This is a genomic window from Vibrio sp. 10N.286.49.E11, assembly GCF_041469505.1.
In the GTDB taxonomy this organism is placed as follows: Bacteria; Pseudomonadota; Gammaproteobacteria; order Enterobacterales; family Vibrionaceae; genus Vibrio; species Vibrio crassostreae_C.
Map to the genome: position 1 here is coordinate 26,288 of NZ_JBFRKQ010000070.1, position 23,472 is coordinate 49,759.

Sequence of the window (23,472 nt, forward strand, 5' to 3'; positions counted from 1 at the left end):
GAATTTTCAATCATTGAGCCCTTATAGGCGTTGAATCCCCATTCCAAAAGCATTTGTCCGTAACTTAGTTCATAAATTACATGCTTCCGGAACTATGTTTACTTGATCATTTTTCCGGAGGTTGATCATTTTCAATGTGCAGTTGCTCGGATCAATATTGCTCAGTTTACGCCTTGATCATGCTTCATAATTTGGCGTTATCAATTATCTTACACTGGATGTGCTCCATGATCATTCTTCCGGTTAGGTTCCAATCCTCTGTTGTTTTTTGACACCCGATCTTCTCTTCTGTTTTGAATTTTTTGGTCATTGAGTGTTTTTTAATTTTTATTGGATTGAAAATCTATAAATTCGAATGCAAATCACACCAACCGTAATCTACGGTTGTATTTCAATCGTTCCGAAGGTTTTTCGTTGAAATTCCATTTACATTGTAAATAAGTGATGCTGTAACATTTAAAATGTAGGCTAGAAATAGCATGGTTATACATGATAGAAACAGTCATTTTTGTGTTTGTCTAAGGCGATGTTTCATCAAATTGTAAAAACGCGGTCTATTTTATGTGATTTTACTCATAAATGTATGTTCATGTTTTTGTTGTGTTTGTTGTTAATCGCTGTACAATTTGTACTTAGTTAATCATTACGGAAACTGGCAATGAAAAGAGAACAAACGATTGATAAGCTCTATCAGCTAGCCGAACAAACTCAACAAGTTCAGGCTGACCGAATTGAGATTATTTTGGAAGAGCGAAGTGATGAACATTTCCCTCCAATGTCTAAAGCTATGATGGAGACTCGTTCTGGTTTAACGCGTCGTAAGCTCGATGAAGCGATCACTAAACTTGAAGCTGATGGCCATCAGTTCACAAAGAACAACGCTAATCATTACTCGATTTCATTGACAGAAGCTCACATGTTGATGGACGCGGCAGAAGTGCCGAAGTTCCATGAACGTAAGCAGCACGCTGACAATAAGCCATGGATTATCAACGTACAAAACCAGAAGGGTGGTACGGGTAAATCAATGACAGCAGTTCACTTAGCCGCTTGTTTGTCTCTGAATTTGGATAAGCGCTACCGTATCTGTCTGATTGACTTGGACCCACAGGGCTCTTTGCGTCTGTTCCTAAATCCACAAATTAGTGGGGCAGAGCACGACAGCATCTATTCTGCCGTCGATATCATGTTGGACAACGTGCCTGAAGGCCAAGATGTCGATCTAGAGTTTCTTCGTAAGAACGTACTATTGCCAACTCAGTATCCAAATCTGAAGACAATTTCTGCTTTCCCAGAAGATGCGATGTTTAACGCTGAAGCGTGGCAAAGCCTTTCACAAGATCAGTCACTTGATATTGTTCGTCTGTTAAAAGAGAAGCTTATCGACAAAATCGCCGATGATTTCGATGTGATTATGATTGATACCGGCCCGCACGTTGACCCTCTAGTATGGAATGCAATGTACGCGTCGAACGCACTTCTGATTCCATGTGCAGCTAAGCGTTTGGATTGGGCTTCAACGGTTAACTTCTTCCAGCACTTACCAACTGTTTACGAAATGTTCCCGGATGATTGGAAAGGGCTCGAATTTGTTCGTCTAATGCCAACCATGTTTGAAGACGACAACAAGAAACAAGTGTCAGTTCTGACCGAAATGAACTACCTGTTGAATGACCAAGTAATGATGGCAACCATTCCAAGAAGCCGTGCTTTTGAAACCTGTGCTGACACTTACAGCACGGTTTTCGATCTAACGGTGAGCGACTTTGAGGGCGGTAAGAAAACTCTAGCTGTTGCTCAAGACGCAGTACAAAAAAGTGCTCTAGAATTAGAGCGCGTATTACATAGCAACTGGCCTTCACTTAATCAGGGATAACAACAATGGCAATTAAAACATCTGACTTAAATGCAAAGCTATTTGGTAAAGCAAACAAACGTCGCGTAGCAACACCACAAGAAGCGCAAACAGCGGCAAAAGAACAGGCTCAAGTGATCGAGCTTTCTGTTGCTGGCGAAGACCTGGTTTCATTTGAATTGGTTCGAATTCCTGCGGCTGAAGTGGCAACTCGAACGGTTGTTTTTGAAGAGAATGCTCGTGAGCAATCTTTCTTAAACGAGCATGCGCTTTCTGATGTTCTTACAACATTGAAAGAACGTGGTCAGCAATACCCAGCAGTTGGTCGTAAGAACAAAGACGGTAAGATTGAAGTTCTTGATGGTAGCCGTCGTCGTATGTCATGTATTTTGGCTGACAAAGAGTTCCTAATCTATGTTGCTGAAAACATTAACGGCGAACACGCTAAGTTCCTATCAGACGTAGCTAACGCTCATAAACCGCTTTCTCTTTACGAGAAGGGCAAAGAGATGCAAGCGAAGCTGGATAAAGGCGAAGCTGAAGATCAGAAAGCACTGGCTAAAATGTTCCAGTGCAGTGAAGCTTTGGTGAGTGGTGCATTGAAAGCAGCCGCTTTGCCACTTGAATTGCTACAAGCTTACCCAAATGTGAGCGACCTTGGTCGTCCAACAATTGTTAAACTACACAAGCAGTTTGGTGGATTGACGAGTGAACAGCAGCAAACACTACTGACTAAGTGTGATGCTTCTGAAGGTTTTGTATGGCAGCGTAGCGAAGCTCAAGGCGTAACTCGTCTAACCAAAGACGTGACAGAAACTCTGGAAGGTTGGATTCTTGAATTGGCGCCAGCGCCAGCGAAGAAAGCTTCTCCAAAAGTTGAGCTTATTAAGGGCCGCGCATCATACAGCCGCAAGGGTTCAAACTTGGCGTTGAACCTTAAGAAAGTTGATGATGCAACAATGGAAGAAATCCTCGCCTTCGTTCAATCGAAGCTCGACTAAGTCGACGACTTTTCATTACTCCTCTAAAGCCGCTTAATGCGGCTTTTTATTTGGCTGTGATAAACTGTGTTTAGATGAATCTGGACGCTAACTATGACAAACCCAACCAACACTTTTCTACATACACTTTCTAATATTGCTCAACATAACGATCACCGTTACGGCGTGGTCTTTGATGGCGATTTTGATTGGCAAAACTCTGCTGTTTTTTCTTTCCTTCAAGACTCACACAGTCCGAGCATCTTCCAGATTGGCGGTACGTCATTTGAAGGTGTGATTCATGCTCCAGTAAAAAAAGGCCAACAACTGCTTGGTCGTGAGTGCCAAGTTCTTGTTTGTGACTTTAGAGAGCAGTTTGATGCGAATGGTTTTAGTGCTGCGCTGGGTTCGTTAGTCGGTGGTGGGCTGTTGTTGGTGTTGCCGCCAAAAGTTGATGCCTCTGAAGATAGCGAAAGCTTTGGTCAACGTTGGTTAAAATGTCATTTCGATAAACTTATTTCTGTTTCACAACACAATGAAGCCGGCGATGTAGTTCAAGCGACTCACGCTCTTCCTCAGATGCAAAGTGCCCAAAACGGATTGGATAAATTTGAACAGCAAAATACGGCTGTTGAATTAGTTAAAAAAGTTGTGTCTGGACATCGTAAACGTCCTTTGATTCTCACTGCGGATAGAGGGCGTGGTAAAAGCTCGACATTGGGTATTGCCGCAGCGCAGCTGTTAGTTGAGCGTCACGGGTTTAATATTATTGTTACCGCGCCTTCAGTGAAAGCGGTAATGCCGGTATTTTCTCATGCTAGCCAAGGGTTAGAATCTTGCGAAGTGGTTAACGCTACTCACATTCGTCATCAAGGTGGCAGTTTAAGATTCGTCGCAGCAGATGAATTACTTAAATCTAAGCCTGATTGCGATCTGTTATTGGTTGACGAAGCAGCTGCAATTCCAATTCCGATGCTTAAATCCATGGTCGACATCTATCACCGTATGGTCTTTTCAACCACGGTACATGGTTACGAAGGCAGTGGGCGAGGGTTCGGTATTAAGTTTGAGTCTTGGCTTTCTGAGCATCGTCCGGGGTGGAAAGGCTTTAAGCTCGAACAACCGATTCGTTGGAATAGCAACGATCCGCTAGAAGCTTGGTTGTTTGATTGCTTCCTACTTGGTAATGACGCATCAGTCACTGAATCGGCGGTTGATGAAATCGAAGGCTTTTCTGCTGACGCAATCAACCAATTAAACTTGGGCGAGTTATCAAAATCAGAATGCTTGGCTAATCCTGAGCAGCTACAACAATGTTTTTCTCTTCTCGTGGATGCGCACTATCAGACCTCGCCAAATGACTTAATGCAATTTCTCAACAATCCAGCAATCCGTTTATACGCCGCTTGGCAGCAAGATAAATGTTTAGGTTGTATGTTGGTGACGGAAGAGGGTGGTTTGGACAGCGAGTTGATTGCTCAAGTTCAACTTGGAAAACGCAGGCCTCAAGGTCACCTTGCCCCTGTATTACTGGCAAACCAATTTGGCTGTACTCAGGCGGCGACCAGTCGGTGCCTTCGAGTTATGCGCATTGCTGTTTCAGCACGTCATCAAGGTTTGGGTATTGGCCGTTGGATGTTGGCTCAGTTATCACAGCAAACCAGCCAAGCAGATTATCTGGCGACAAGCTTTGGCGCGACCAGCGAATTGATTTCTTTTTGGCGTGGTAGTGAATTTGAAGCTGTGCACATCGGCCACCAGCGAGATCAGGCCAGTGGCTGTCACTCGGTTCTGATGGTTAAGGCGCTTAACTCAAACTCTCAAGGCTGGATAAACCAAGTTCAAAATCACTTCGAGCGTAGCTACTGTTTTCTTGTTTCAGGTTCTTTGGTTTCACTTGAAACCGATATGGTGCGAGCACTGCTGCCAAAGAGTGTTCACACCGTTAGTGAGTTTGAAACTCAGTTAGTTAGAAATTACGTGAACGGTGGCAACAGTTATGATGCGATCAGCTTCAGCGTACTGAACTTGATTCTACTCAGTAACGATCGAAACATAGGTATTTCTGACTTACTCATCGCAAAGGTTGTTCAGCAGAAAGAGTGGGGGACTTGTGTTGAACAGTTTAATCTTGTTGGTCGTAAACAAGCAGAGATTCAGTTTCGTAAAGATGTCGATGCTCTGTTAGCAAATTTACAGTGTAAATAGGCTAGCCATCATTTAAATAGACTGACCGCAACAAATTAGATTTACAGTGTAAATTAGAATATTGGATTTACACTGTAAACTGAAGCTCCATATTGAAACCCGTTTTTACCCTGATTATCTGTTACATCATTTCTGTTTTATCTCTCCAGTACAGCCTTTAATCTTCTAAAGCTATTCGCCTTTACTATCTAGCCCTACATCGAATCAACATTCAATCGCACGAAATATTCTGAAAAAATTTTCCTATGTATTTGTAAAGGCGAAGCAGATCATAAAATGTGTAAGTCTTATTTATGAGTCATGTTTGCAGAATCGAAAGTAAGTGATGTGACGCTGATTATTCTAATAATGTGATACTCAGCGCAGAATGAATTATATAGACTGAATAACAACTGAGTCATTAGGGATACTCAATTCGAATGTGGGATAACATCGTTACATTGTCGGAAGACAAGCAACAAGTAATGGCATGTCTGCCAACCGGGACTGTGGTTGACGCAAGCTTTGATAACAAGACGCTGCCACCAACCTTGGAAGCTTTGAATGCATCAAACTATTTTCTTTTCGAAGAAGAGGTGTTGCGTTTCGTTACTCTTGCTAAAGAAGGTAAGGGTGAAGCTTATGAAGGAATCTTGATTGCCGAAGTTCGAAATGCCACTGTTGCGGTCGAACTGTCTGATGATGAGATGTTGGCGAGCCTCGTGGTCACTGGTCCCTACAATGGACACCCACTGCGTGGTAGCGACATCATTCAGTGCTTATCTCTAGCTCAAATAACAAAAGGAATAAATAAGTTAGCGCTCAGAAAAGTTCTGATGATGAGTAGCAAACTTAAGCCCGGGGAAAAGTTTACTCAGCCCGTCGCTAAAGGGACACAACCAGTAAAAGGTAAGGATGCTAAGTTTGCCGCTTTGGTTGAAGATATTACTCGCCAAGTCTTGAAGCCTCGCAGCAAAGACGAAGGCAAGATTGATATGCGAGACTTGGGACAAACCATTACCGTTGGTCAAAATGATCACTTAATGAAACGTACCCCCGCTACCAAAGGTATCGCTGGCTTTACCGTTCAAGGCCGAATTATCCCACCGCTTCCTGGACAAGACAGTTTAATCAAGCCTGGAAAGGGCACTTACATCTCCCCTGAAGATCCCAATTTACTACTCGCCTCACACCCTGGATTGCCCATCATTAAAGACCGAACCATCGAAGTGGATGACGCCTTATGTGTCAGCAACGTCGATGTCTCAACTGGGCACGTTAAATTTAAAGGTAATGTCTTTGTCTCTGGCAACATCGAGCCGGGGATGATCGTCAAGGCGACCGGAAGTGTTACGGTTGGTGGCTTTATCGAATCGGCCGAAGTGCAAGCTCAGGGGGATATCAAAGTCGCCAAAGGCATTATCGGCCACACGACCAAAGAGGGTGAGCCAAAAAGTTGTAAGGTATTCAGTAAAGGCTCTATCACAGCAAGCTACGCACAGAATGCCGAGCTACAAACGGCCAATGACCTTCGACTTGGTGTGCACAGTATGAGTAACGACATTCGCTGTGGTAACAACCTTATCGTGATGGACAGCTTGAAAAAACACGGCACGCTAAGCGGTGGTGAAGCCAAAGTTGGCGGAAAAGTAGAATGTGTCTTCCTAGGTGTTGAGGGAGACACCGCAACTAAGGTACATGGTTTTGCGCGCTACGATGGTTACCGCCAAAAGATAGCTGAGCTGAAGGAAACTTATAAATACACTCAAGAGCAAACCATGGGTGTGATTCGCCAAGAGTTAGAATTTAAGAAGCGCCCGAAAGCAGAGAGAAGCGAAGAGCAAGCCCTAGAAATAGAGCAGCAACGTGAGAAGAATAACCTCGCAATAGAAAACACAAAGTCGCAGCTAGATACACTCGAAGCAGAGTTTGCAACCAATCTTGCTGAATGCACGGTAGAGGTACACGAAAAAGTGTATACCCGAGTGACGATTCAATTTGGTGATGAGACAGTCACAACCAAGCGGACCCACGGCGGAAGTGTTTTCTCATTCAACCAATACGAGATCCAATGTTCATTCAAGATGGAGCAAGAGGATATTGCTTTGTAGGCTTTGTGTTGAACATAAGTGATGCTTGGCTTAGGTGATGATACTGACAAATAGAAAAAGGGGAGCTGATGCTCCCCTTATGGTTTCTACTGATAATGATTTATTTAGATGGCTTGAGCGCTCTAACTTACGGCTCTAACTCGACCTTGTTTAAGGTCTGAAAGAACCTGTGCTTTAGGACCATCTGCAATGATGCAGCCTTTCTCCATTACGATCACTCGATCGACAATGTCCAACATCGACGTTTTGTGTGTAATCAGAATTAACGTCTCGCTTGGTAGCAATTGGTTAAGTTGGTGTTTGATGTGCATCTCTGAACGGTTATCCATAGCACTGGTCGGCTCATCCATCAACAACACTGGCGGACGGCCAAGGAAGGCTCTAGCAATGGCAATTGACTGACGTTGTCCACCAGACAGCAAGGCACCACCTTCACCCACTTGGCGTTCCAAACCTGCAGGATCTTGTTGAGTAAACGCGGTTACCCCTGCACGGTTTGCTGCATCCATCACGTCACGGTCATCCACCAAAGGACGACCTAAAGTAATGTTGTCTCTTACTGAACCGTAGAACAGGTTACTGTCTTGCGGAACACAACCTATATTGCGTCGTACGTCGACATGATGCAGTTGCTCCATATCCGTGTCATCAATGCGTACATGGCCTTCTGTGGGCTTGTAGAGGCCCATAATCAGACGTTCTAGTGTGGTTTTACCTGAACCAATACGACCAATGATTGCTACTTTCTCACCTGGACTAATATTGAGGGTTAAGTCTCTAATAGAAGCAACGGGTGAATCTGGGTAGTGAAACGTCACTTTATCTAGCGCAATATGGCCCTGAATAATCGGACGGTGGATATAACGTTTACCTTCTTCTTGTTCATCAGGCATCGACATCACTTGCTCAATCAGAGTCATTGATGACTTCGCTTGGTTGTAACGAGTCGAAAGCAAAGACAGCTGAACAAGCGGGCCAATCGCTCGGCCGCTCAACATGGTCGCGGCAATCAAGCCACCCATCGTAAGTTCACCTTCTGCAATTAGATACACGCCAAAGATGATCATACCTACGTTAGTACTTTGCTGAACAAAGCCGGCGGTGTTTTGGATGCTGTCAGTGATGCGTCGGCTTTTGATATTCCAATTCGCCATGTGAGCAACCGCTTCTTCCCAACGGAATTGGAATTGGCTTTGCGCACTGAACAGCTTAACCGTCTCTAACCCTGCCAAACTCTCGATTAAGTTCGCGTACTTCTGCGAAGCAAGACGAGAGCCTTCTTCAATGGTACGGCGCAGTGGACCTTGGATTAGCAATGCATAGACGATCAAAATGACCACTCCAGCAACGGGAACGAACACAAGGTTTCCAGCCATTAGCCAAATTAGCGCTAAGAACATCAGTGCGAAGGGGAGGTCGATGAGCGAACCAATGGTTGCAGAGGTAAAGAACTCACGGATGGATTCGAACTCTTGCAAGTTTTTAGCGAAAGCACCGACGGAAGCAGGCTTCGCTTCCATACGAATCCCCAGTACTTTACTGAACAGCTTGGAGGAAATGAGAATGTCGGATTTCTTACCGGCAACATCAATGAAGTAGCTGCGCATCAATTTGAGCAGCAAATCGAATAGGAATACGACGAAGATACCACTCGCTAGTACCCACAAAGTTTCAAAGGCGAGATTGGGTACTACCTTGTCGTACACCAAGCGAGTAAACATCGGCGCGGCTATCGCGAAGATGTTGATCAGAATGGAGGCAATCAACACATCTCGGTAGATGTTTTTAGATTCCCAAATGGTGCTCCAAAACCAATGCCCTTTGCGTGTTTTTAGAACCTCTGGTGAACGTTCATCATAACGGAACTGTTTCTTTACCAAGAAGTAGCGGCCGATGAATTGTTCTTTCAGCTCTTCGACAGGAATGATGATTGGCACCATTCCGCTTTCCGCTGTAATGATTTCCGCTTCTTGCTTCTCTAAATCGATACTGTTGAGAACGCACGCCTCACCTTGTTTAAGCAGTAAAACCGCAGGCAGAATCAGGTGAGGGATCTTTTCTAAGTCGGAACGGTTTTCTTTTGCCACTAATCCTGCTCGTTCAGCAGAGCGAGGGAATAGGAAAGGGGTTAGCTTTCCGTCTGATAGTGGTAGCCCATTGATCAACGCTTCGGGCGAGTTAGCTAACCCGTAATACCGGCTAACGTAGATCAGTGAGTTCAATAGTGGATCTTGCATGTGATATAACCCTTACAACTATTTATCAACAATGAAGCCTTGGAACACTTCTACGTAGTTATCAGACAGGATATCTAGCTGAGTCTGAGTTTCTATTCGAGACGCGATGGTGGTGACGCCTAGGTTGTGAGCGGTTCTAGAGATCGACGTTAAGGTGAATTTCTGTTTTTCGTCATCAAGGTTATGAGTGAATAGGTAATCTAGCTTCACATAGCTTGGACGGTATTCGTTGATGTAATCCAGTGATTGGAAGTTACGTCCGTAGTTATCGACACCAAACACCGCTTCAGCGTTGCGAATGGTGTTACATAATAGTGCCGTGTAGTGCGGAACGTTGATGAAGCAGTTTTCTGGAATCTCAAAGTGCAACAGGTGCGCGATTGAAGCATTCTGTTCAAGCGTCTTACCGATCCAGCGGATGAAGCTTGGTTGAGAAATACTGCTTGGTGAAATATTAATAGCGACAGGGCTGGTTACTTCTTTTGCATTGAGCTTTTCAATCATCTTCTCGATAACGTATTGGTCGAGAATGTGGCTCATTTCAAGCTGTTCTAGGGCGTATAAGTACTGGTTGGCACCGTAACGCACACCATCTTTTTCAATCGCAGAGAACACCTCTTGGTGATACGTTTTACCAAAAGCATTGTTTGCAGCCTGCAGACGGAAGGTAATGAGATCGTTGATGATCGCTTCTTCAACCAACATACGCCATTGTTGTTTGCCCATCACTGCGCCGTGATCGTCTGCGGTTACGTAGCCGTAAGACAACTCTCGGTTCGCCTTGGCACTTGAAAGTGCGTTATCCACCAGCGACATGATTTCGGTACTGGTTTTACGCGTGTTGCTGTATGTCACACCAAGAGCAATATGTGGGTTCGCAGTGCCTGTTGGGTCTGAACCTAGGCTCTGAATACAGTTTACGATGCTGCTCGCGACAAGTTTCAGTTCGCTCTCATCAATGTTTGGCATGATGAAACCGAACTCGTCACTAGAAATACGGGCGATGGTGATATCTGGTGATGAGATTGAAGCTTGTAGCTGTTCAGCCAGTTGATGAACCAAGGCATCACCTTCTTGATAGCCCTTTTCGTCGTACTCTTCGCTAATAAATTCCGCTTTAAGCACCGCTAAACCACCTAAGCTGGACTCTTCTAACCATTGAGTTAACTGAGACATGTAGTAAGCACGGTTACCTAGCTGAGATACAGGGTCGATATACGCTCTTTCACGTAACTTCTGAGCTTCTTTCGCTTGGTTTTTAAATGCCAGCTCAACTTGAGTCGACATGTGGTTGATACCATCGACAACCAAGGTCAGATCTTTTGTCTTTGGACGAGCTAGAGGTTCGCCAAACTGATTCTTGGCGATCTGATCCATTTTGGTAATGATCAACGAGAGCGGGCGTAAAGCGCGCTTAAGGATCCAAGAAATAGATACCAAACCGAGCAAGAAGATCGTGCCAAATATGCTCAGTAAGCGGATGAATGCTTGCCAAAGTTGATCGTAGGCAGGGCCTGGGTGACTTACTATCTCGACCTCGGCCAATTGCATCCAGCCACTGGTGATCACGCGGCGGTCATGAACAGGCTCGAACAGGTTTAGGTTGGTAAACCACTCTGGTACGCCAGTTGGCTTTACAGGGTATGAGCGGAGAATGTCTTCACCGCTATCGAGAAAGATCAATCGAACGACTGAGTAAGAACTGCCATCAAACAGGGCGTTGATAACAGACTCCACTGCCACCTTGTCCTTTTCTTCTAGGTAAGGGGCGAGAGCCAGTCCAACAGTATTAATGGTATTACTTACCTCAGAGCGTTGCTGCTCCTCTAAGTATCCACGGGTGGTATTGAATTCGATCATAAAAACTGACGTCATCAGCAGTATGAACACTGCAACCATCCCGACCACAAGCTGTTTATATAAAGTCATTGTACCTACTCATCGTAATTGATAATGGGTTTGTTTAATTTTAGAGAGCGCTCACGTGAACGTAAGTCGTTCCATAAGCTCAATCTTGAAGATTTCCCTGCCAACTTGCCGCTGCCTGCTGCCGACTTGATCAACCAAAGGTTTTTACCGTTAAAACTGTAAATTGGTCTTAGATCTGGGCGTTTGGAACCGCGTTTAATTTCAGGGTTTAAGTTGTCCAAAATTAGTGGTTCTGCACTCGGTGTTGAGTAGTACGCCAACACCATGTGGAACTGGTTTAGCTCCAGTGCTTTTACGTACACTAATCGTAATTTCTTATCTGGGACGCCCAGTTCAAGCAAAGAGAAGTATTTAGCGATAGTGAAGTCTTCACAATCACCGGCGTTGCTGCCTAAAAATTCCAGTGGTGTTGCCCAGTAGTCATTCTTTCCCCACAGTATGTTGTCATCGACAAAGTACATCTGGTTGAAGAACTGGTTCACCGACCTGAGCTTCTCTTTTTCACTTAATCCGTCGTATGACGTCATATTTGAGCGCCATGTTGCCACTCGCTTTCCGGCTCTATCGCCGTAGGTTTTGGTCACCGCATCTATCCACCGTTGGTCGCTCTTGTTGAGCGCCACAGAGGTAAAAGAGGTGAGAACCAGCAGCAATAGCGAAATCCGAGACTTCATAGCCTCTGCTCTTGTTTATTTGCTGTGTATTGAAAGGCGTTATCAAACATCAAACGTCCTTACTCTTTTAGTGCATTGTTTTGAGCGCTTAATATTGGCTTCAACATGTACTCAAGCACGGTTCTTTTACCCGTGATGATGTCGACAGAGGCCGTCATTCCCGGAATAATTGGCAGTTCTTCGTTTTTACCAAAATTGTGTTTTTCGGTGCGTACACGCACGATGTAGAAGCTGTTGCCTTCTTCATCTTGAGTGGTATCGGCACTGATGTGCTCTAACACGCCTTCTAGACCACCGTACTTAGTGAAGTCATAGGCACTGAATTTAACGATGGCTGTCAGTTCTGGGCGTAGGAACGCGATATCTTGCGGGGCGATTTTCGCTTCAACCAATAGCGAGTCTTCTGTCGGTACAATCTCAACGATGTCCATACCCGGTTGGATAACACCGCCGACAGTATTAATACCCAATGTTTTAACGGTGCCTGTTACAGGAGAAACCACCACGGTACGGTTTACTCTGTCTTCAAGGCCAACGGCCGATTCGGTCATTGCTGAGAGCTTGTCTTGGGCTTGATTGAGTTTTTCTTGTTGTTCGGAGCGGAAGTTCAGTGCGGCATCAATACGGCTGAGCATCGCTTCTTTGATTGCTGAGCGTAGCAGAGGGATTTTTAGCTCGCTCGAAGTCATTTCTCGGCGAGTGTCGTTCACTTGTCTTTGCAGTTTAAGTAATTCAATTCGTGGTACCACCCCTTCATCGGCGAGAGGTTTGGTGATATCCAGTTCTTGGCGAGCAAACTGGTAGCTCTGTTTTAGGTTTCGAACACGCGCTTTAATCTCAACTAGGTCTTGCTGTTTCTGTTCAACTTGTTGATCAAAAACGGAAAGCTGGTTTCTCAGATTATTGAGATCTTGACGGTATTCTGCTTTTTGACGATTAACCAGTTGAGGTTGAAGTTCATAGAATTTAGGTGGGAACGCAAGCTTGCCATAATCGAGAGTGACACTTTTCTTCCATTCTTTTTCAGAGAATTCTTCGTTGATGACAACACTGGTCAGGGAAGCGGAAAGCATTAACACGTTGGCGGTCAAGTTCGCGACTTGTTGTTCACGTTCGCGGAAGTCCGAACGGAATCGAGTGTCATCGATCAACAGTAGCTGCTGACCTTTCTGAACACGTTGACCTTCTTTAACTAAGATCTCTTTAACTAAGCCACCTTCAAGGTTTTGCACCACTTGGATTTGAGAGGAAGGGATCACTTTGCCTTGGCCAACGGTAACTTTGTCGATCTCTGCCCATGCAGACCACCCAATAGCAGCAATAAAAAACAGAACGATCACCCACAACATAATTCGCGCACTGGTGGGCGTATTGAGGAGTAGTGCCGCTGTTTTATCATCGACATACTCAAGCTCGGTCTCGTTCAATTTGCTGAAATTTTTCTGACTCATAACAGTCCTTGTTCGCTAAATAAAAGTGCAAGCCTATTGAGTGTATTCTTACTTTTGATAAATGTTAAGATTTTGCTCATTTAAATCTTTGAATTTATATATTTTTTAAGACTTATCGGTTCTTGAAATCTGTTTTATCGAGTTGGTGCTTTCTTAGTTTGTCATACAGTGTTTTTCGCGATACCTGCAGCTCTTGTTGTACTTCTTTTAAACGACCTTGATGGCGATGTAGTGCCTCAATCAAGATAATTTGTTCAAAGCTATCGGTGCGTTGGTTTAACGACTGTTGTTGCTCTTCAATGCTCATATCGAGTTCATTTTGCTCATCAGTATCGCTGTCGAGCGACGGCTGCTTAATTTGAGTCAGCACTCTGAGTTCAGCATGTTGGCGAAGCTGACGAATGTTCTCCGTCCAATGCGTTGCAATGAGTCGCTGAATCTCTTTTTCTGTAATGACGGGGGGTGGCAGCTGATAGCGACTGGCCGCACCACGAGCAAAGTGTTTGAATAAAGAGCCAATATCTTCCGTTCTTTGCGCCAAGGGTAGTAAATTAAACCGGCGTAGTTCACCTGTAATTGTAGTAGGAACTACTGTAGTTGCGATAATGATACAAGTTGCATTGGTCTTGCATGAGTTTTCATGAAGTAGAGTGGGTTTTAGAGCGGCTAACCATAGCCATTGCTGCGAAGTTAACGCTTCTGTTTCATGGATATAGAGTGTTCCACCTTGATGCTTTAAGAACAGTTGCAAAACAAACTGATGGAATGTCGCTTCGTCACTGCGTGGCAAATTAAACGCCGCGACAGGGCAAAGCTCCGCGGTTTGATGACTGTGTAAATCATGGGTGTATTGTGCAGTGACCCTTTTCCCCGTCCCTAAATCACCAACAAACAATAGAAGTGGGTTAGTTTTGGTATCTAGGGTGATCAATTCTCGGCGCAATGCCTGCATTGATGGAGATTGACCAATCAGTTTTGGGCCAACCTGATTTTGCATTGCCAACTCTTTGCGCAATAGGTTGTTCTCTTCAACCAGTGCGAGTTTATCTGCGGCTTTTTTAACGGCAGTGAGTAGGGCATCGACCACAAATGGCTTTTCCAGAAAATCGTAAGCGCCGGCTTTCATTGCGGATACCGCGGTTTGCACGTCACCATGTCCGGTAAGTACGATGACCTGAAAATGAGGGTTTTGGCTCAGTAATTTTTGCGTTAATTGAATGCCATCCATCACTGGCATGTGAATATCGGTGATGACAATTCCGGCTTGCGTGGTATCTATTTTCTTTAATGCCTCAATAGCATTGGGAAAGCAGACGATATCGATGCCTTCAATGAGCATGGCTTGTTCTACGGAGTCTCGAATGGCGGGTTCATCGTCGACAAAATAGAGTTTAGGCATAGAGTGCAAAAGTCGAGTCCTTAGCAGTATGTGAGATTCGTTTTCTAATCAGCGATAACAACGGCGAGTTAGCCCTTATCGTTATATAACGGGATGCTTAGCGAGAATACCATGCCTGAAGGCTCTAATCGGTTCGCGCTGATCGTGCCGTGATACGCTTCAATAATCCGTTTCGATATTGAAAGCCCTAGCCCTAAGCCTTCCGGTTTGGTGGTAAAAAACGGGTCGAACAGCTGTTCTAGCTTATCGTTCGGCATGCCAATTCCGTTATCCCAAATGATCAGCTGACAAGCGTCATGATGCAGTTGCCATTCGATGCCTATCTGTGGGCTAGCCTGTTGGTCAACGCTTTCCAGGTTTTGTTGCTCCTGCAAGATTTTGTGTTCAAGAACTTGTTGTTGCAGCGCTTGAGTCGCGTTGTGAATCAGGTTCACTAGTACTTGCTCGAGTTCGGTTGGATGAATCGCAATATTGATGTCATCTGGCACCGTGCTTAGCCTTAGCGTAATGCCTTGCTTGATCATCAGCGCACTGAGAATGCTAGTGGCGTTATTGACCGCTTGATGCAGGTTCGCCACATGATGTTCTTGTTTGGTGACCTTGCGAGTAAAGACTTTGAGTCGCGCGATGATGTCGGTAATGGTGTTGTTGAGGCCAATCATTTTCTCAAGATTGCTTTTCACTAAATCGGTTCGTTCCATTTCCAGTAGCTTTAAGCTGTTTTCACTGTAGGTTCGCAGTGCTGCAAGCGGTTGGTTGATTTCGTGGTTAATGCTAGCTGACAGCTCACCGAGTACCGCTAGTTTCGCGGTTTGTGTCAGCTCTTGTTCTGTCTGTTTCAACTTCGACTGCGACTCTTGGTATTGAAAAAGGGTTTGTTGCAGCTGCTGATTGGATTGCTTCAAGTAGTGGGTACGTTTATCAACGGTTTGCTCTAGGTTTTGGTTGAGTCGGGTCAACGCCACTTTCGCGAGATAAGTCTGGCGCCACGACCAAGCGATGAGCATCACCAAGCTGTAAATCACCACGAAGATGACATCGATCTGAAAGATTTTAATAAGTTCAGCTCTGGTCCCTTTTAGTGCGACAACTTGGTACTGGTTGTTGCTGATGGTAGCGGGGTAAAGATTAAAAGCACCAAGCTTGAATAACTGGTTGGCGGTGAGCTCTTTTCGGATTTCATTGGATTGAAGGTTGCTAGATTGATTGGCGTTGCTAGCTTCTGACTGAGATCTTGAAGAACGAAAGGCTTCGATGATCGAAATTTCGCTTTGACCGTATTGGCGTTGAAGTGCGATATCCGTTTGTTGTTGCTGAGTTAGTGGCAACAATGAATGGTAAAGCCATGGAGCTTGGCTTGATAGAAAGACCACTTGGTTAGAGTCGAGTACTACGATCTCAAAATCGTCGCTGGTTAGGATGTTTTCGAGATTTTCTAAGCTCACTTTTACGGTGATAACGCCAACAATTTCCTTGTCGATATACAGAGGTGAAGACAGAAAATAACCGCGTACGTTCGAACGAGCGCCTAGCGCGACATATTGTGTGTTGTTACCTTGAATGGCAGAAGCAAAGTAGGGACGAAACGAGAAGTTCTCACCCACAAAAGTGCGAGGCTTTTGGTAATTACTGGAAGCGACCACAGTACCGTTCGGATCGTGAATATAGATGGTGTCGGCTTGGCTTTGATTCGACCATTCAAATAGCAATTGATTGAGCTGCGCAGCGGAAATCTTGTCTGCTTGTGGTGATGAGTCAAAATAAGAGAGCAAGCGCGGGTCATGGCTGAGCAAATCCGGGATCTGTTTGAATTTATCCAATTCAGAGTCGATTTGTAGATTGGCTTTACTTGCTGCTTCATCGAGTTGCTGAGTGACGATTTTTTCTTGGAATTGCACTGCCATAAAGTGGGTTGCGGTCAGCCCTGCAGCTCCCAATAACAATGAGAATAAAACAAAGGGTGTCATTAGGTTAGGCAGTATTTTGGTCACTCGGATCTCAGCTTGTCATCGGTTTGTATAAAGATTATCAATATGATGGAGAGAGTACCGAGATCTTGTTAACACAGAGCACCTTCTGTGAGACAAAACCATGGCTTAGACTTGTGTTTCAAAGGATTACGGCGCAAAATCACAAAAAAATTTAAAGGAGCAAGCAAATGGAACTGACAGATATTCGTCGCGAATACGCTAAGGGTGGATTGAGACGTAAAGACTTGGCCGCAGACCCGATTGAGCAATTCAATTTATGGCTAGAGCAAGCCATTGAAGCGAAGTTGACGGACCCTACTGCCATGACAGTTGCTACGGTTGATGAAAATGGTCAGCCATTCCAACGCATTGTTCTGCTGAAGAATGTGGATAAAGACGGTTTCGTTTTTTACACCAACCTAGGTAGCCGTAAAGCGCACCAGCTTGAGCACAACAGCAAAATCAGTTTGCACTTTCCTTGGCATCCACTTGAGCGACAAGTTCATATTACGGGCACGGCTGAAAAGCTGACGGCTATGGAAAATATGAAGTACTTCTCGTCACGTCCAAAAGAGAGCCAATTGGCCGCGATTGCAAGTAAGCAGAGTAGCCGCATCTCAGCGCGTGGGATTTTAGAAGGTAAGTATCTAGAGCTTAAACAGAAGTTTGCCAAAGGCGAGATTCCCGTGCCTTCTTTCTGGGGTGGCTTCCGAGTTCGTGTTGATAGCATTGAGTTCTGGCAGGGTGGTGAACACCGCTTGCACGACCGTTTCTTGTTCTCTCGCCAAGACAACAGTTGGGATATTGATCGTCTAGCGCCTTAGGCTGCTTGATCGCTTAGCTGCTTAACAGATCCAAAAGTGCCGTTGATTAGACTGATCAAATCAACGGCATTTTTTTGTCTGGATTTTCAGCTGAACAGTCAATCAGTCACTGTGCAGAACAACGGAGATCTGTTTTTTGAGCAGAGTTTCTGGGATCACTGAGCCCAATCCTGAATCCAACGCATACTCAATCAATTGGCTTTTACTGCGTGCATCAAACTTCTGTTTCAATCTAGCGACATGACCTTCGACCGTTTTGATTGAAATGTTTAACGTCGACGCGATGTACTGTGGTTTCTTGCCGAAAAGCAGTAAGAACAGTACCTCTGATTCTCTCGAAGTCAGCCGCTTTTGCAGCTTAGACACGCGCGGCTCTGACCCCGCAAGCGATGCCTGATCGCCTTTTGTCCCTGTGGCCTGACAAACCCAATGACCAACCTCTAAGATCGCGGTATCGGTAAGCTCTTGGCCATAGAAGATGGTGCCTTGGACGTTGTCGTCATCATCAAGCCAAGGGGTTTTGGTAAAGACATGGGCGTGCCAGCGTCCGTCTGGATAGGGGTGAATATCGAGAATCTTAAGGGTACTGCGTGTATCCATCACATGTTTATCTTGAGCCCTGAAATCTTGTGCGCACTCCGTGGTTTGACTGGGCATGTCGAAGTCGGTCAAGCCAGTACAAGTCTCATTGGGTTTTAAGCCAATCAATTGGTTGTAAGCAAGGTTGGCGTACACGAAGACCGAGTCAGTATCTTTGCAGCCCCAGCAGCCTGGAAGTTGTTCGAATAAAGAACGATGTATGGAGTTGAGTGGATCTGGCAAGGTTTTATCTCGTGTGTTGCGATGTTGCAATAATATCAGTTTCTTATAGCGCTGCAATGGCAATTAGAGTTTGTACTCTGCTCGAAAAATAGGGGGTGAATGACAGTTAAACAGATTGTTGACTAACTGCTTCAATCACGGGGAATCGATGGGCAGAAAGGGTGATAAACAGGCAAAAAAAAGCCAGCCTGAAGAGGGGCTGGCTAAAGACAAGATATGCCTTGTCGACATGTAGAAGATTTTCAGTCTAATTTACGAGGGTCAGGTAAATTAAACTGAGGCATCAATTTGATACCCAGAGTGACTTACTACTCTATCGACGAATCTACTCCTAGGAGTGCTTATGCATAAGGGGGGAATTCCCCTATAAATGTTGCTCAATGTGATAATTGAGAACCTAGAGTAAATATTTGGGGTTCTGAGCCTATGACTGGGAGCCTACAGCTCTCGTACTACTCGGAATCCTAGATAGTTCGCTGCCGTTGAAGGCGGTACGTACAGTTCGTTAAACACTTTTGCTTCTTCAGGAGAGAAGCTCCACGCGCCACCTTTCGCTAGGCCTTTCTGAACGGTTGTCCATTCCCATACATTACCCACCATGTCGTAGAAGCCTGTAAAATGTTTTTCGTGTTCGTGTTCGTGTTCGTGTTCGTGCTTGTGTGATTGCTTGTGAAGTCCCTAAACTCGCCGGAACGATTGGTTTTACAATGCCCGTAGTTTGTACACTCTTGATCATCCTTCCGGAGGCATGATCAAGATGATCGCGATAATGATCTTTTCATTCTCGCGAGCAAATAACTCTCATGAGCATTTACAAATTCATCTTATGCGCATTTAAGAGTATTATTCTTACTATGTTGACCCGAGTATTTTTCTGTCATGTCTAAACCTTTACCCTTTCCTAACCTAGACCTTTCTCCGCTAGGCCTTACTGGCCCTCGTCCTGCTGAGATCATCACTTTGCCATCGCATATGGATTGCCACGATCACCATTATTCTCAGGTGGTGATTGGTTTAAAAGGTCAGGCGGAATTTGAAGTGAGTGGTAAGGGGAATCTTGTTGGCCCAGGACAAGGTTGTGTGGTGACAGCGAGCTCTGATCATGCTTTCGGCGGAGTGGTTGGTCAGTCGGATATTCTCGTGCTCAACATGCCTATGCCAACCGATGATGACCCTCTGATGCTAGAGAAGATTAACCAGTTAGAATCATCGAACGTCTACTTCCAATTAGATGCGCAAATTCAAAAGCTTATCCATATGTTGGTGCAAGAGATGCAGGCCAGTCCTGATGATCTGTTATTAAGCCGTGCGTGCAATGATACGGTGATTGCATTGATGCAAAGGCACATCTCGGCATTTGAAACCTCAATCAAAGATTCACGCTTTGATCTTGAAGCGTTGGATCGCTACATAGAACAGCATTTAGCAAACAAGATCTCCGTCGCGCAGCTTGCGGGTAGTGTGTTCTTGGGTGAAAGCCAGTTCCATATGTTATTCAAAGAGCAAATGGGCATTACCCCTCACCAGTACGTTCTTGGCAAGCGCATCGACCGTTCTCGTCGTTTAATTGAACAAGGTAATCTAAGCCTTGGTCAGGTCGCTGAACTGGCTGGTTTCTCCGGTCAATCTTCCTTTACTCACACCTTTTCACGCCTTCAAGGCATGTCACCATCCCAATACAAAAAGAAAATTTCTGTTAAATAGTGAAACAAAACGGCATATTATTTTAAAGTTTCATATGTGACCTTGTGTTTGTTTTGTTAATAAAGCGAGTTTTTAGCAAAAAACTCGGAGTTTTTGACAAGTAATCCTTATATACTCTAAATACACTGCAGCCATTGTAGAGATCCCGAACTCTTTTCGGGTGTGAGATTAAGGAAAACGCATGTTTACAGCTACTGATGTGTTAAAGCCAGAATTCAATGAGCAGTCGCTTGCTGATCTTTGGACGCTTATCTCACCATTATATATGGTGGATGAAACCCAATGGCTAGAGCAACTTCTGCCGCTAGCTACCCCTTCTGAGTCTGAAAAGCAGCAAATTACAGACAAAACGACGTCGTTGATTGAGTCTATCCGTGCGGATAAAACATCTATTCAGATGATCGACGCCTTGTTGCTTGAATACAGCTTAGATACTCAAGAGGGCATCTTGCTAATGTGTCTGGCGGAAGCCTTGATGCGTATTCCTGATTCGGCAACCGCTGATGCGTTGATTCGCGACAAACTTAGCGTTGCGGATTGGAAATCTCACCTGAAGAATTCTGACTCGGTTTTTGTTAACGCATCAACTTGGGGCCTAATGCTAACAGGCAAGGTGGTTGGACTTTCATCTAAAGAGCAGAGTGCAGGTCAAGCGGTTAACCGTTTAGTGAACAAGCTTTCTGAGCCGGTGATTCGTAAAGCGATGCACCAAGCGATGAAGGTGATGGGTCACCAATTCGTTCTTGGTCGCAGCATTGCTGAAGCGCAGAAGAACGGTAAGTCGATGCGCGACAAAGGCTTTACCTACTCATACGACATGCTAGGTGAAGCGGCACTGACCACTGCTGACGCAAACAAATACTTCAAAGATTACCTAATGGCGATTGAAGCCGTAGGTCGAGACACATACGTCTCTTCAAAATCTAGCCCAGCACCGTCTGTTTCTATCAAGCTTTCTGCGCTTCACCCACGTTATGAAGTGGCGAATGAAGACCGCGTATTGACGGAACTTTGCGACACGTTAGAGCAGCTATTGCGCCGCGCAGTAGAGCTTGATGTTGCAATTACGATTGATGCGGAAGAAGCGGATCGCCTAGAGCTATCTCTTAAACTATTCGAAAAACTGTACCGCACTGATCTTGTAAAAGGTTGGGGTAAATTTGGTCTGGTTATTCAAGCTTACTCAAAGCGTGCACTACCGGTTCTAGTATGGCTAAACCGCCTAGCGAAAGAGCAGGGTGATTTAATCCCGCTTCGCTTAGTGAAGGGCGCGTACTGGGACAGCGAAATCAAATGGTCGCAACAAGCGGGCTTTACTGATTACCCTGTTTACACGCGCAAAGAAGCGACTGATGTAGCTTACCTAGCGTGTGCGCGTTACCTATTGAGCCCAAGCGTTCGTGGCAATATCTTCCCGCAGTTTGCAAGCCACAATGCTCACACGGTTTCTGCTATTGCCGTAATGACCGACCATAAAGACTTTGAATTCCAACGCTTACACGGCATGGGTGATTCACTTTACAACCATGCAATGGAAGCTTACCAACAGTCGGTACGTATTTACGCACCGGTTGGTAGCCATAAAGATCTGCTGCCATACCTAGTACGTCGCTTGCTAGAAAACGGCGCAAACAGCTCGTTTGTACACCGTCTGGTTGATGCTCGTTGCCCTGTGGCAGAGCTGACTCAACACCCAGTCGATATGCTTCTGGCATTCGATACATTGAACAACACTAAGATTCCTCTGCCGCCAGCGGTATTCCCTGAGCGTAAGAACTCATACGGTGTGAACATTGATATCGAAAGCGAAGCGCATCAGTTTGAAGAGCAAGTAAAAGGCTTTTTGAACAATCAATGGACTGCTGGCCCAGTGATCAACGGTGAATCTCTTGCCGAAAGCATGATCAAGGCTGATCAGAACGTTGAGCAAGTGACTGCACCTTATGATCGTCGAATTAATGTGGGTCAGGTGGCTTTCGCTAACCTTGATCATGTTTCCGCAGCGATCACTGGTGCAGACGCCGCATTTGCTGATTGGAATGCGACATCGGTTGAAACCAAAGCCGCTGCGCTTGAGAAGTTGGCGGATCTGATGGAAGAAAACCTGGCTGAGCTGGTGGCAATTTGTCATCAAGAAGCGGGTAAGACGATTCACGACAGCGTTGACGAAGTGCGTGAAGCTGTCGACTTCTGTCGTTACTACGCAAAACAAGCGGATAACCTACAAGGTTTCGAACTAAAAGGTTTTGATGGCCAAACACGAATTGCTTCTCGACAAGGTCGTGGCGTGTTCGTTTGTATTAGCCCTTGGAACTTCCCTCTAGCGATTTTCCTTGGCCAAATTACAGCAGCTTTAGTTGCGGGTAACACGGTTGTGGCTAAGCCTGCAGAACAAACAAGCTTAATTGCAGCTCGCGCAGTGGAATTGATGAATGAAGCGGGTTTCCCTGCTGGCACGATTCAGTTACTACCGGGTCGTGGCGCTGAGATCGGCAGTGCGCTAACCAGTCATGATGCGATTGCGGGCGTTGCCTTTACGGGGTCAACCCCAACTGCACAACGCATTAACGTGTCACTAGCAAGCCGCAACGCTAAACCAGTACCGTTTATCGCGGAAACCGGTGGTCAGAACGCGATGATCGTCGACAGTACTGCACTGCCTGAACAAGTGGTTCGTGATGTGATTCGTTCTGCCTTTGCTTCAGCAGGTCAACGTTGTTCTGCGCTACGTGTGCTTTACATTCAAGAAGACATTGCAGATCGCGTGATTGGACTAATTCACGGTGCGATGGATGAGCTAAGCGTTGGTATTCCACATCTTCATAAAACGGATGTGGGCCCAGTTATCGACCAAAACGCGAAGCAGAAGTTGATGACGCACCTAGAAAATATGACTAAGACCCAGAAGAAAGTGGCTCAACTTTCTCTAGGAGCGGATTGTGAACATGGTGACTTTGTTCCACCAAGTGCATTTGAAATCGATGACATCAGCTGTTTGAAAGAAGAGCAGTTTGGTCCTGTACTGCATATCGTTCGCTTCAAAGCGAGTGAGTTGACACAAGTAGTAGACCAAATTAACCAAACCGGTTTTGGTCTAACTATGGGTATCCACAGCCGTAACGAAACAACTTACCGTTGGATCGAGAAACACATTCGTGTGGGTAACTGCTACATCAACCGTGACCAAGTGGGCGCTGTTGTTGGTGTTCAACCATTCGGCGGTCAAGGTTTGTCGGGTACTGGCCCTAAAGCGGGTGGTCCTCACTACCTATACCGCTTTACTGATGTTCATTTTTCTCAATCACAAGACAAGGCATAAGGAGCAGTAT

Annotated in this window: 14 protein-coding genes and 1 pseudogene; 7 read left to right on the forward strand and 8 right to left on the reverse strand. The window is 45.3% G+C overall.

Annotation, left to right across the window (positions count from 1 at the left end):
• Positions 1–658 precede the first annotated feature (658 nt).
• From AB4167_RS16605 to AB4167_RS16620, 4 genes are all read left to right on the forward strand, one after another.
• The gene (locus AB4167_RS16605; RefSeq protein WP_017061213.1) at positions 659–1,876 is read left to right on the forward strand and encodes a ParA family protein; all 1,218 of its coding nucleotides are present in this window, start codon (positions 659–661) and stop codon (positions 1,874–1,876) included.
• Positions 1,877–1,881: 5 nt separating this feature from the next.
• A complete protein-coding gene (locus AB4167_RS16610; RefSeq protein ID WP_017065141.1) occupies positions 1,882–2,856 on the forward strand; it encodes a ParB/RepB/Spo0J family partition protein in 975 nt (324 codons plus the stop codon).
• Between the two features lie 93 nt (positions 2,857–2,949).
• Positions 2,950–5,043, forward strand: coding sequence for a GNAT family N-acetyltransferase (locus AB4167_RS16615; protein ID WP_372136770.1), 2,094 nt, complete (start codon positions 2,950–2,952; stop codon positions 5,041–5,043).
• Between the two features lie 419 nt (positions 5,044–5,462).
• Positions 5,463–7,133 carry a DUF342 domain-containing protein gene (locus AB4167_RS16620; protein ID WP_372116819.1) on the forward strand — a complete coding sequence of 557 codons (1,671 nt, stop codon included), beginning with the start codon at positions 5,463–5,465 and terminating at the stop codon, positions 7,131–7,133.
• A 122-nt stretch (positions 7,134–7,255) separates the two neighbouring features.
• On the opposite strand, the gene AB4167_RS16625 is transcribed toward AB4167_RS16620, so the two are convergent.
• The 6 genes from AB4167_RS16625 to AB4167_RS16650 all read right to left on the reverse strand — a co-directional run bounded on the left by AB4167_RS16625 (position 7,256) and on the right by AB4167_RS16650 (position 16,814).
• The gene (locus AB4167_RS16625; RefSeq protein WP_017061209.1) at positions 7,256–9,370 is read right to left on the reverse strand and encodes a type I secretion system permease/ATPase; all 2,115 of its coding nucleotides are present in this window, start codon (positions 9,368–9,370) and stop codon (positions 7,256–7,258) included.
• An 18-nt stretch (positions 9,371–9,388) separates the two neighbouring features.
• Entirely contained in the window at positions 9,389–11,299 is a 1,911-nt protein-coding gene (locus tag AB4167_RS16630) for a LapD/MoxY N-terminal periplasmic domain-containing protein (protein ID WP_050647601.1), read from the reverse strand.
• A gap of 5 nt (positions 11,300–11,304) precedes the next feature.
• On the reverse strand, positions 11,305–11,973 hold the full coding sequence (locus AB4167_RS16635) for a transglutaminase-like cysteine peptidase (protein ID WP_019823329.1): 669 nt from the start codon (positions 11,971–11,973) through the stop codon (positions 11,305–11,307).
• A gap of 59 nt (positions 11,974–12,032) precedes the next feature.
• Complete coding sequence (locus AB4167_RS16640) at positions 12,033–13,424, reverse strand: HlyD family type I secretion periplasmic adaptor subunit (protein ID WP_372136771.1); 1,392 nt, start codon at positions 13,422–13,424, stop codon at positions 12,033–12,035.
• Positions 13,425–13,536: 112 nt separating this feature from the next.
• A complete protein-coding gene (locus tag AB4167_RS16645) occupies positions 13,537–14,823 on the reverse strand; it encodes a sigma-54 dependent transcriptional regulator (protein ID WP_017061205.1) in 1,287 nt (428 codons plus the stop codon).
• A 68-nt stretch (positions 14,824–14,891) separates the two neighbouring features.
• Positions 14,892–16,814, reverse strand: a complete 1,923-nt coding sequence (locus AB4167_RS16650) for an ATP-binding protein (RefSeq protein ID WP_136982550.1) — start codon at positions 16,812–16,814, stop codon at positions 14,892–14,894.
• Between the two features lie 167 nt (positions 16,815–16,981).
• Here AB4167_RS16650 and pdxH point away from each other — a divergent pair, with 167 nt between their 5' ends.
• Positions 16,982–17,617, forward strand: a complete 636-nt coding sequence (gene pdxH, locus AB4167_RS16655; protein ID WP_017061203.1) for a pyridoxamine 5'-phosphate oxidase — start codon at positions 16,982–16,984, stop codon at positions 17,615–17,617.
• A gap of 102 nt (positions 17,618–17,719) precedes the next feature.
• Here the strand turns inward: pdxH and AB4167_RS16660 are convergent, their stop codons facing one another.
• Positions 17,720–18,502: a helix-turn-helix transcriptional regulator gene (locus tag AB4167_RS16660; RefSeq protein ID WP_136982551.1), complete on the reverse strand. Its 783-nt coding sequence runs from the start codon at positions 18,500–18,502 to the stop codon at positions 17,720–17,722.
• 375 nt (positions 18,503–18,877) lie between these two features.
• Positions 18,878–19,057: pseudogene (locus AB4167_RS16665) on the reverse strand (SUMF1/EgtB/PvdO family nonheme iron enzyme); the annotation flags it as partial.
• 261 nt (positions 19,058–19,318) lie between these two features.
• Between AB4167_RS16665 and AB4167_RS16670 the strand changes: the two are divergent.
• Positions 19,319–20,143 (forward strand): AraC family transcriptional regulator, encoded by an 825-nt coding sequence (locus AB4167_RS16670; RefSeq protein WP_017065150.1) that lies wholly within the window; start codon positions 19,319–19,321, stop codon positions 20,141–20,143.
• A gap of 181 nt (positions 20,144–20,324) precedes the next feature.
• On the forward strand, positions 20,325–23,462 hold the full coding sequence (gene putA, locus AB4167_RS16675; protein ID WP_372136772.1) for a bifunctional proline dehydrogenase/L-glutamate gamma-semialdehyde dehydrogenase PutA: 3,138 nt from the start codon (positions 20,325–20,327) through the stop codon (positions 23,460–23,462).
• The last annotated feature ends 10 nt before the right edge of the window (positions 23,463–23,472 follow it).

What these genes read in the sequence shown, in the direction of transcription:
- AB4167_RS16615 (WP_372136770.1), top strand. Translation starts at nt 2,950, where the DNA reads ATGACAAACCCAACCAACACTTTTCTACATACACTTTCTAATATTGCT.
- AB4167_RS16625 (WP_017061209.1), bottom strand. Translation starts at nt 9,370, where the DNA reads ATGCAAGATCCACTATTGAACTCACTGATCTACGTTAGCCGGTATTAC.
- AB4167_RS16645 (WP_017061205.1), bottom strand. Translation starts at nt 14,823, where the DNA reads ATGCCTAAACTCTATTTTGTCGACGATGAACCCGCCATTCGAGACTCC.
- AB4167_RS16670 (WP_017065150.1), top strand. Translation starts at nt 19,319, where the DNA reads ATGTCTAAACCTTTACCCTTTCCTAACCTAGACCTTTCTCCGCTAGGC.
- AB4167_RS16610 (WP_017065141.1), top strand. Translation starts at nt 1,882, where the DNA reads ATGGCAATTAAAACATCTGACTTAAATGCAAAGCTATTTGGTAAAGCA.
- putA (WP_372136772.1), top strand. Translation starts at nt 20,325, where the DNA reads ATGTTTACAGCTACTGATGTGTTAAAGCCAGAATTCAATGAGCAGTCG.
- AB4167_RS16605 (WP_017061213.1), top strand. Translation starts at nt 659, where the DNA reads ATGAAAAGAGAACAAACGATTGATAAGCTCTATCAGCTAGCCGAACAA.
- AB4167_RS16630 (WP_050647601.1), bottom strand. Translation starts at nt 11,299, where the DNA reads ATGACTTTATATAAACAGCTTGTGGTCGGGATGGTTGCAGTGTTCATA.
- AB4167_RS16635 (WP_019823329.1), bottom strand. Translation starts at nt 11,973, where the DNA reads ATGAAGTCTCGGATTTCGCTATTGCTGCTGGTTCTCACCTCTTTTACC.
- AB4167_RS16620 (WP_372116819.1), top strand. Translation starts at nt 5,463, where the DNA reads ATGTGGGATAACATCGTTACATTGTCGGAAGACAAGCAACAAGTAATG.
- pdxH (WP_017061203.1), top strand. Translation starts at nt 16,982, where the DNA reads ATGGAACTGACAGATATTCGTCGCGAATACGCTAAGGGTGGATTGAGA.
- AB4167_RS16640 (WP_372136771.1), bottom strand. Translation starts at nt 13,424, where the DNA reads ATGAGTCAGAAAAATTTCAGCAAATTGAACGAGACCGAGCTTGAGTAT.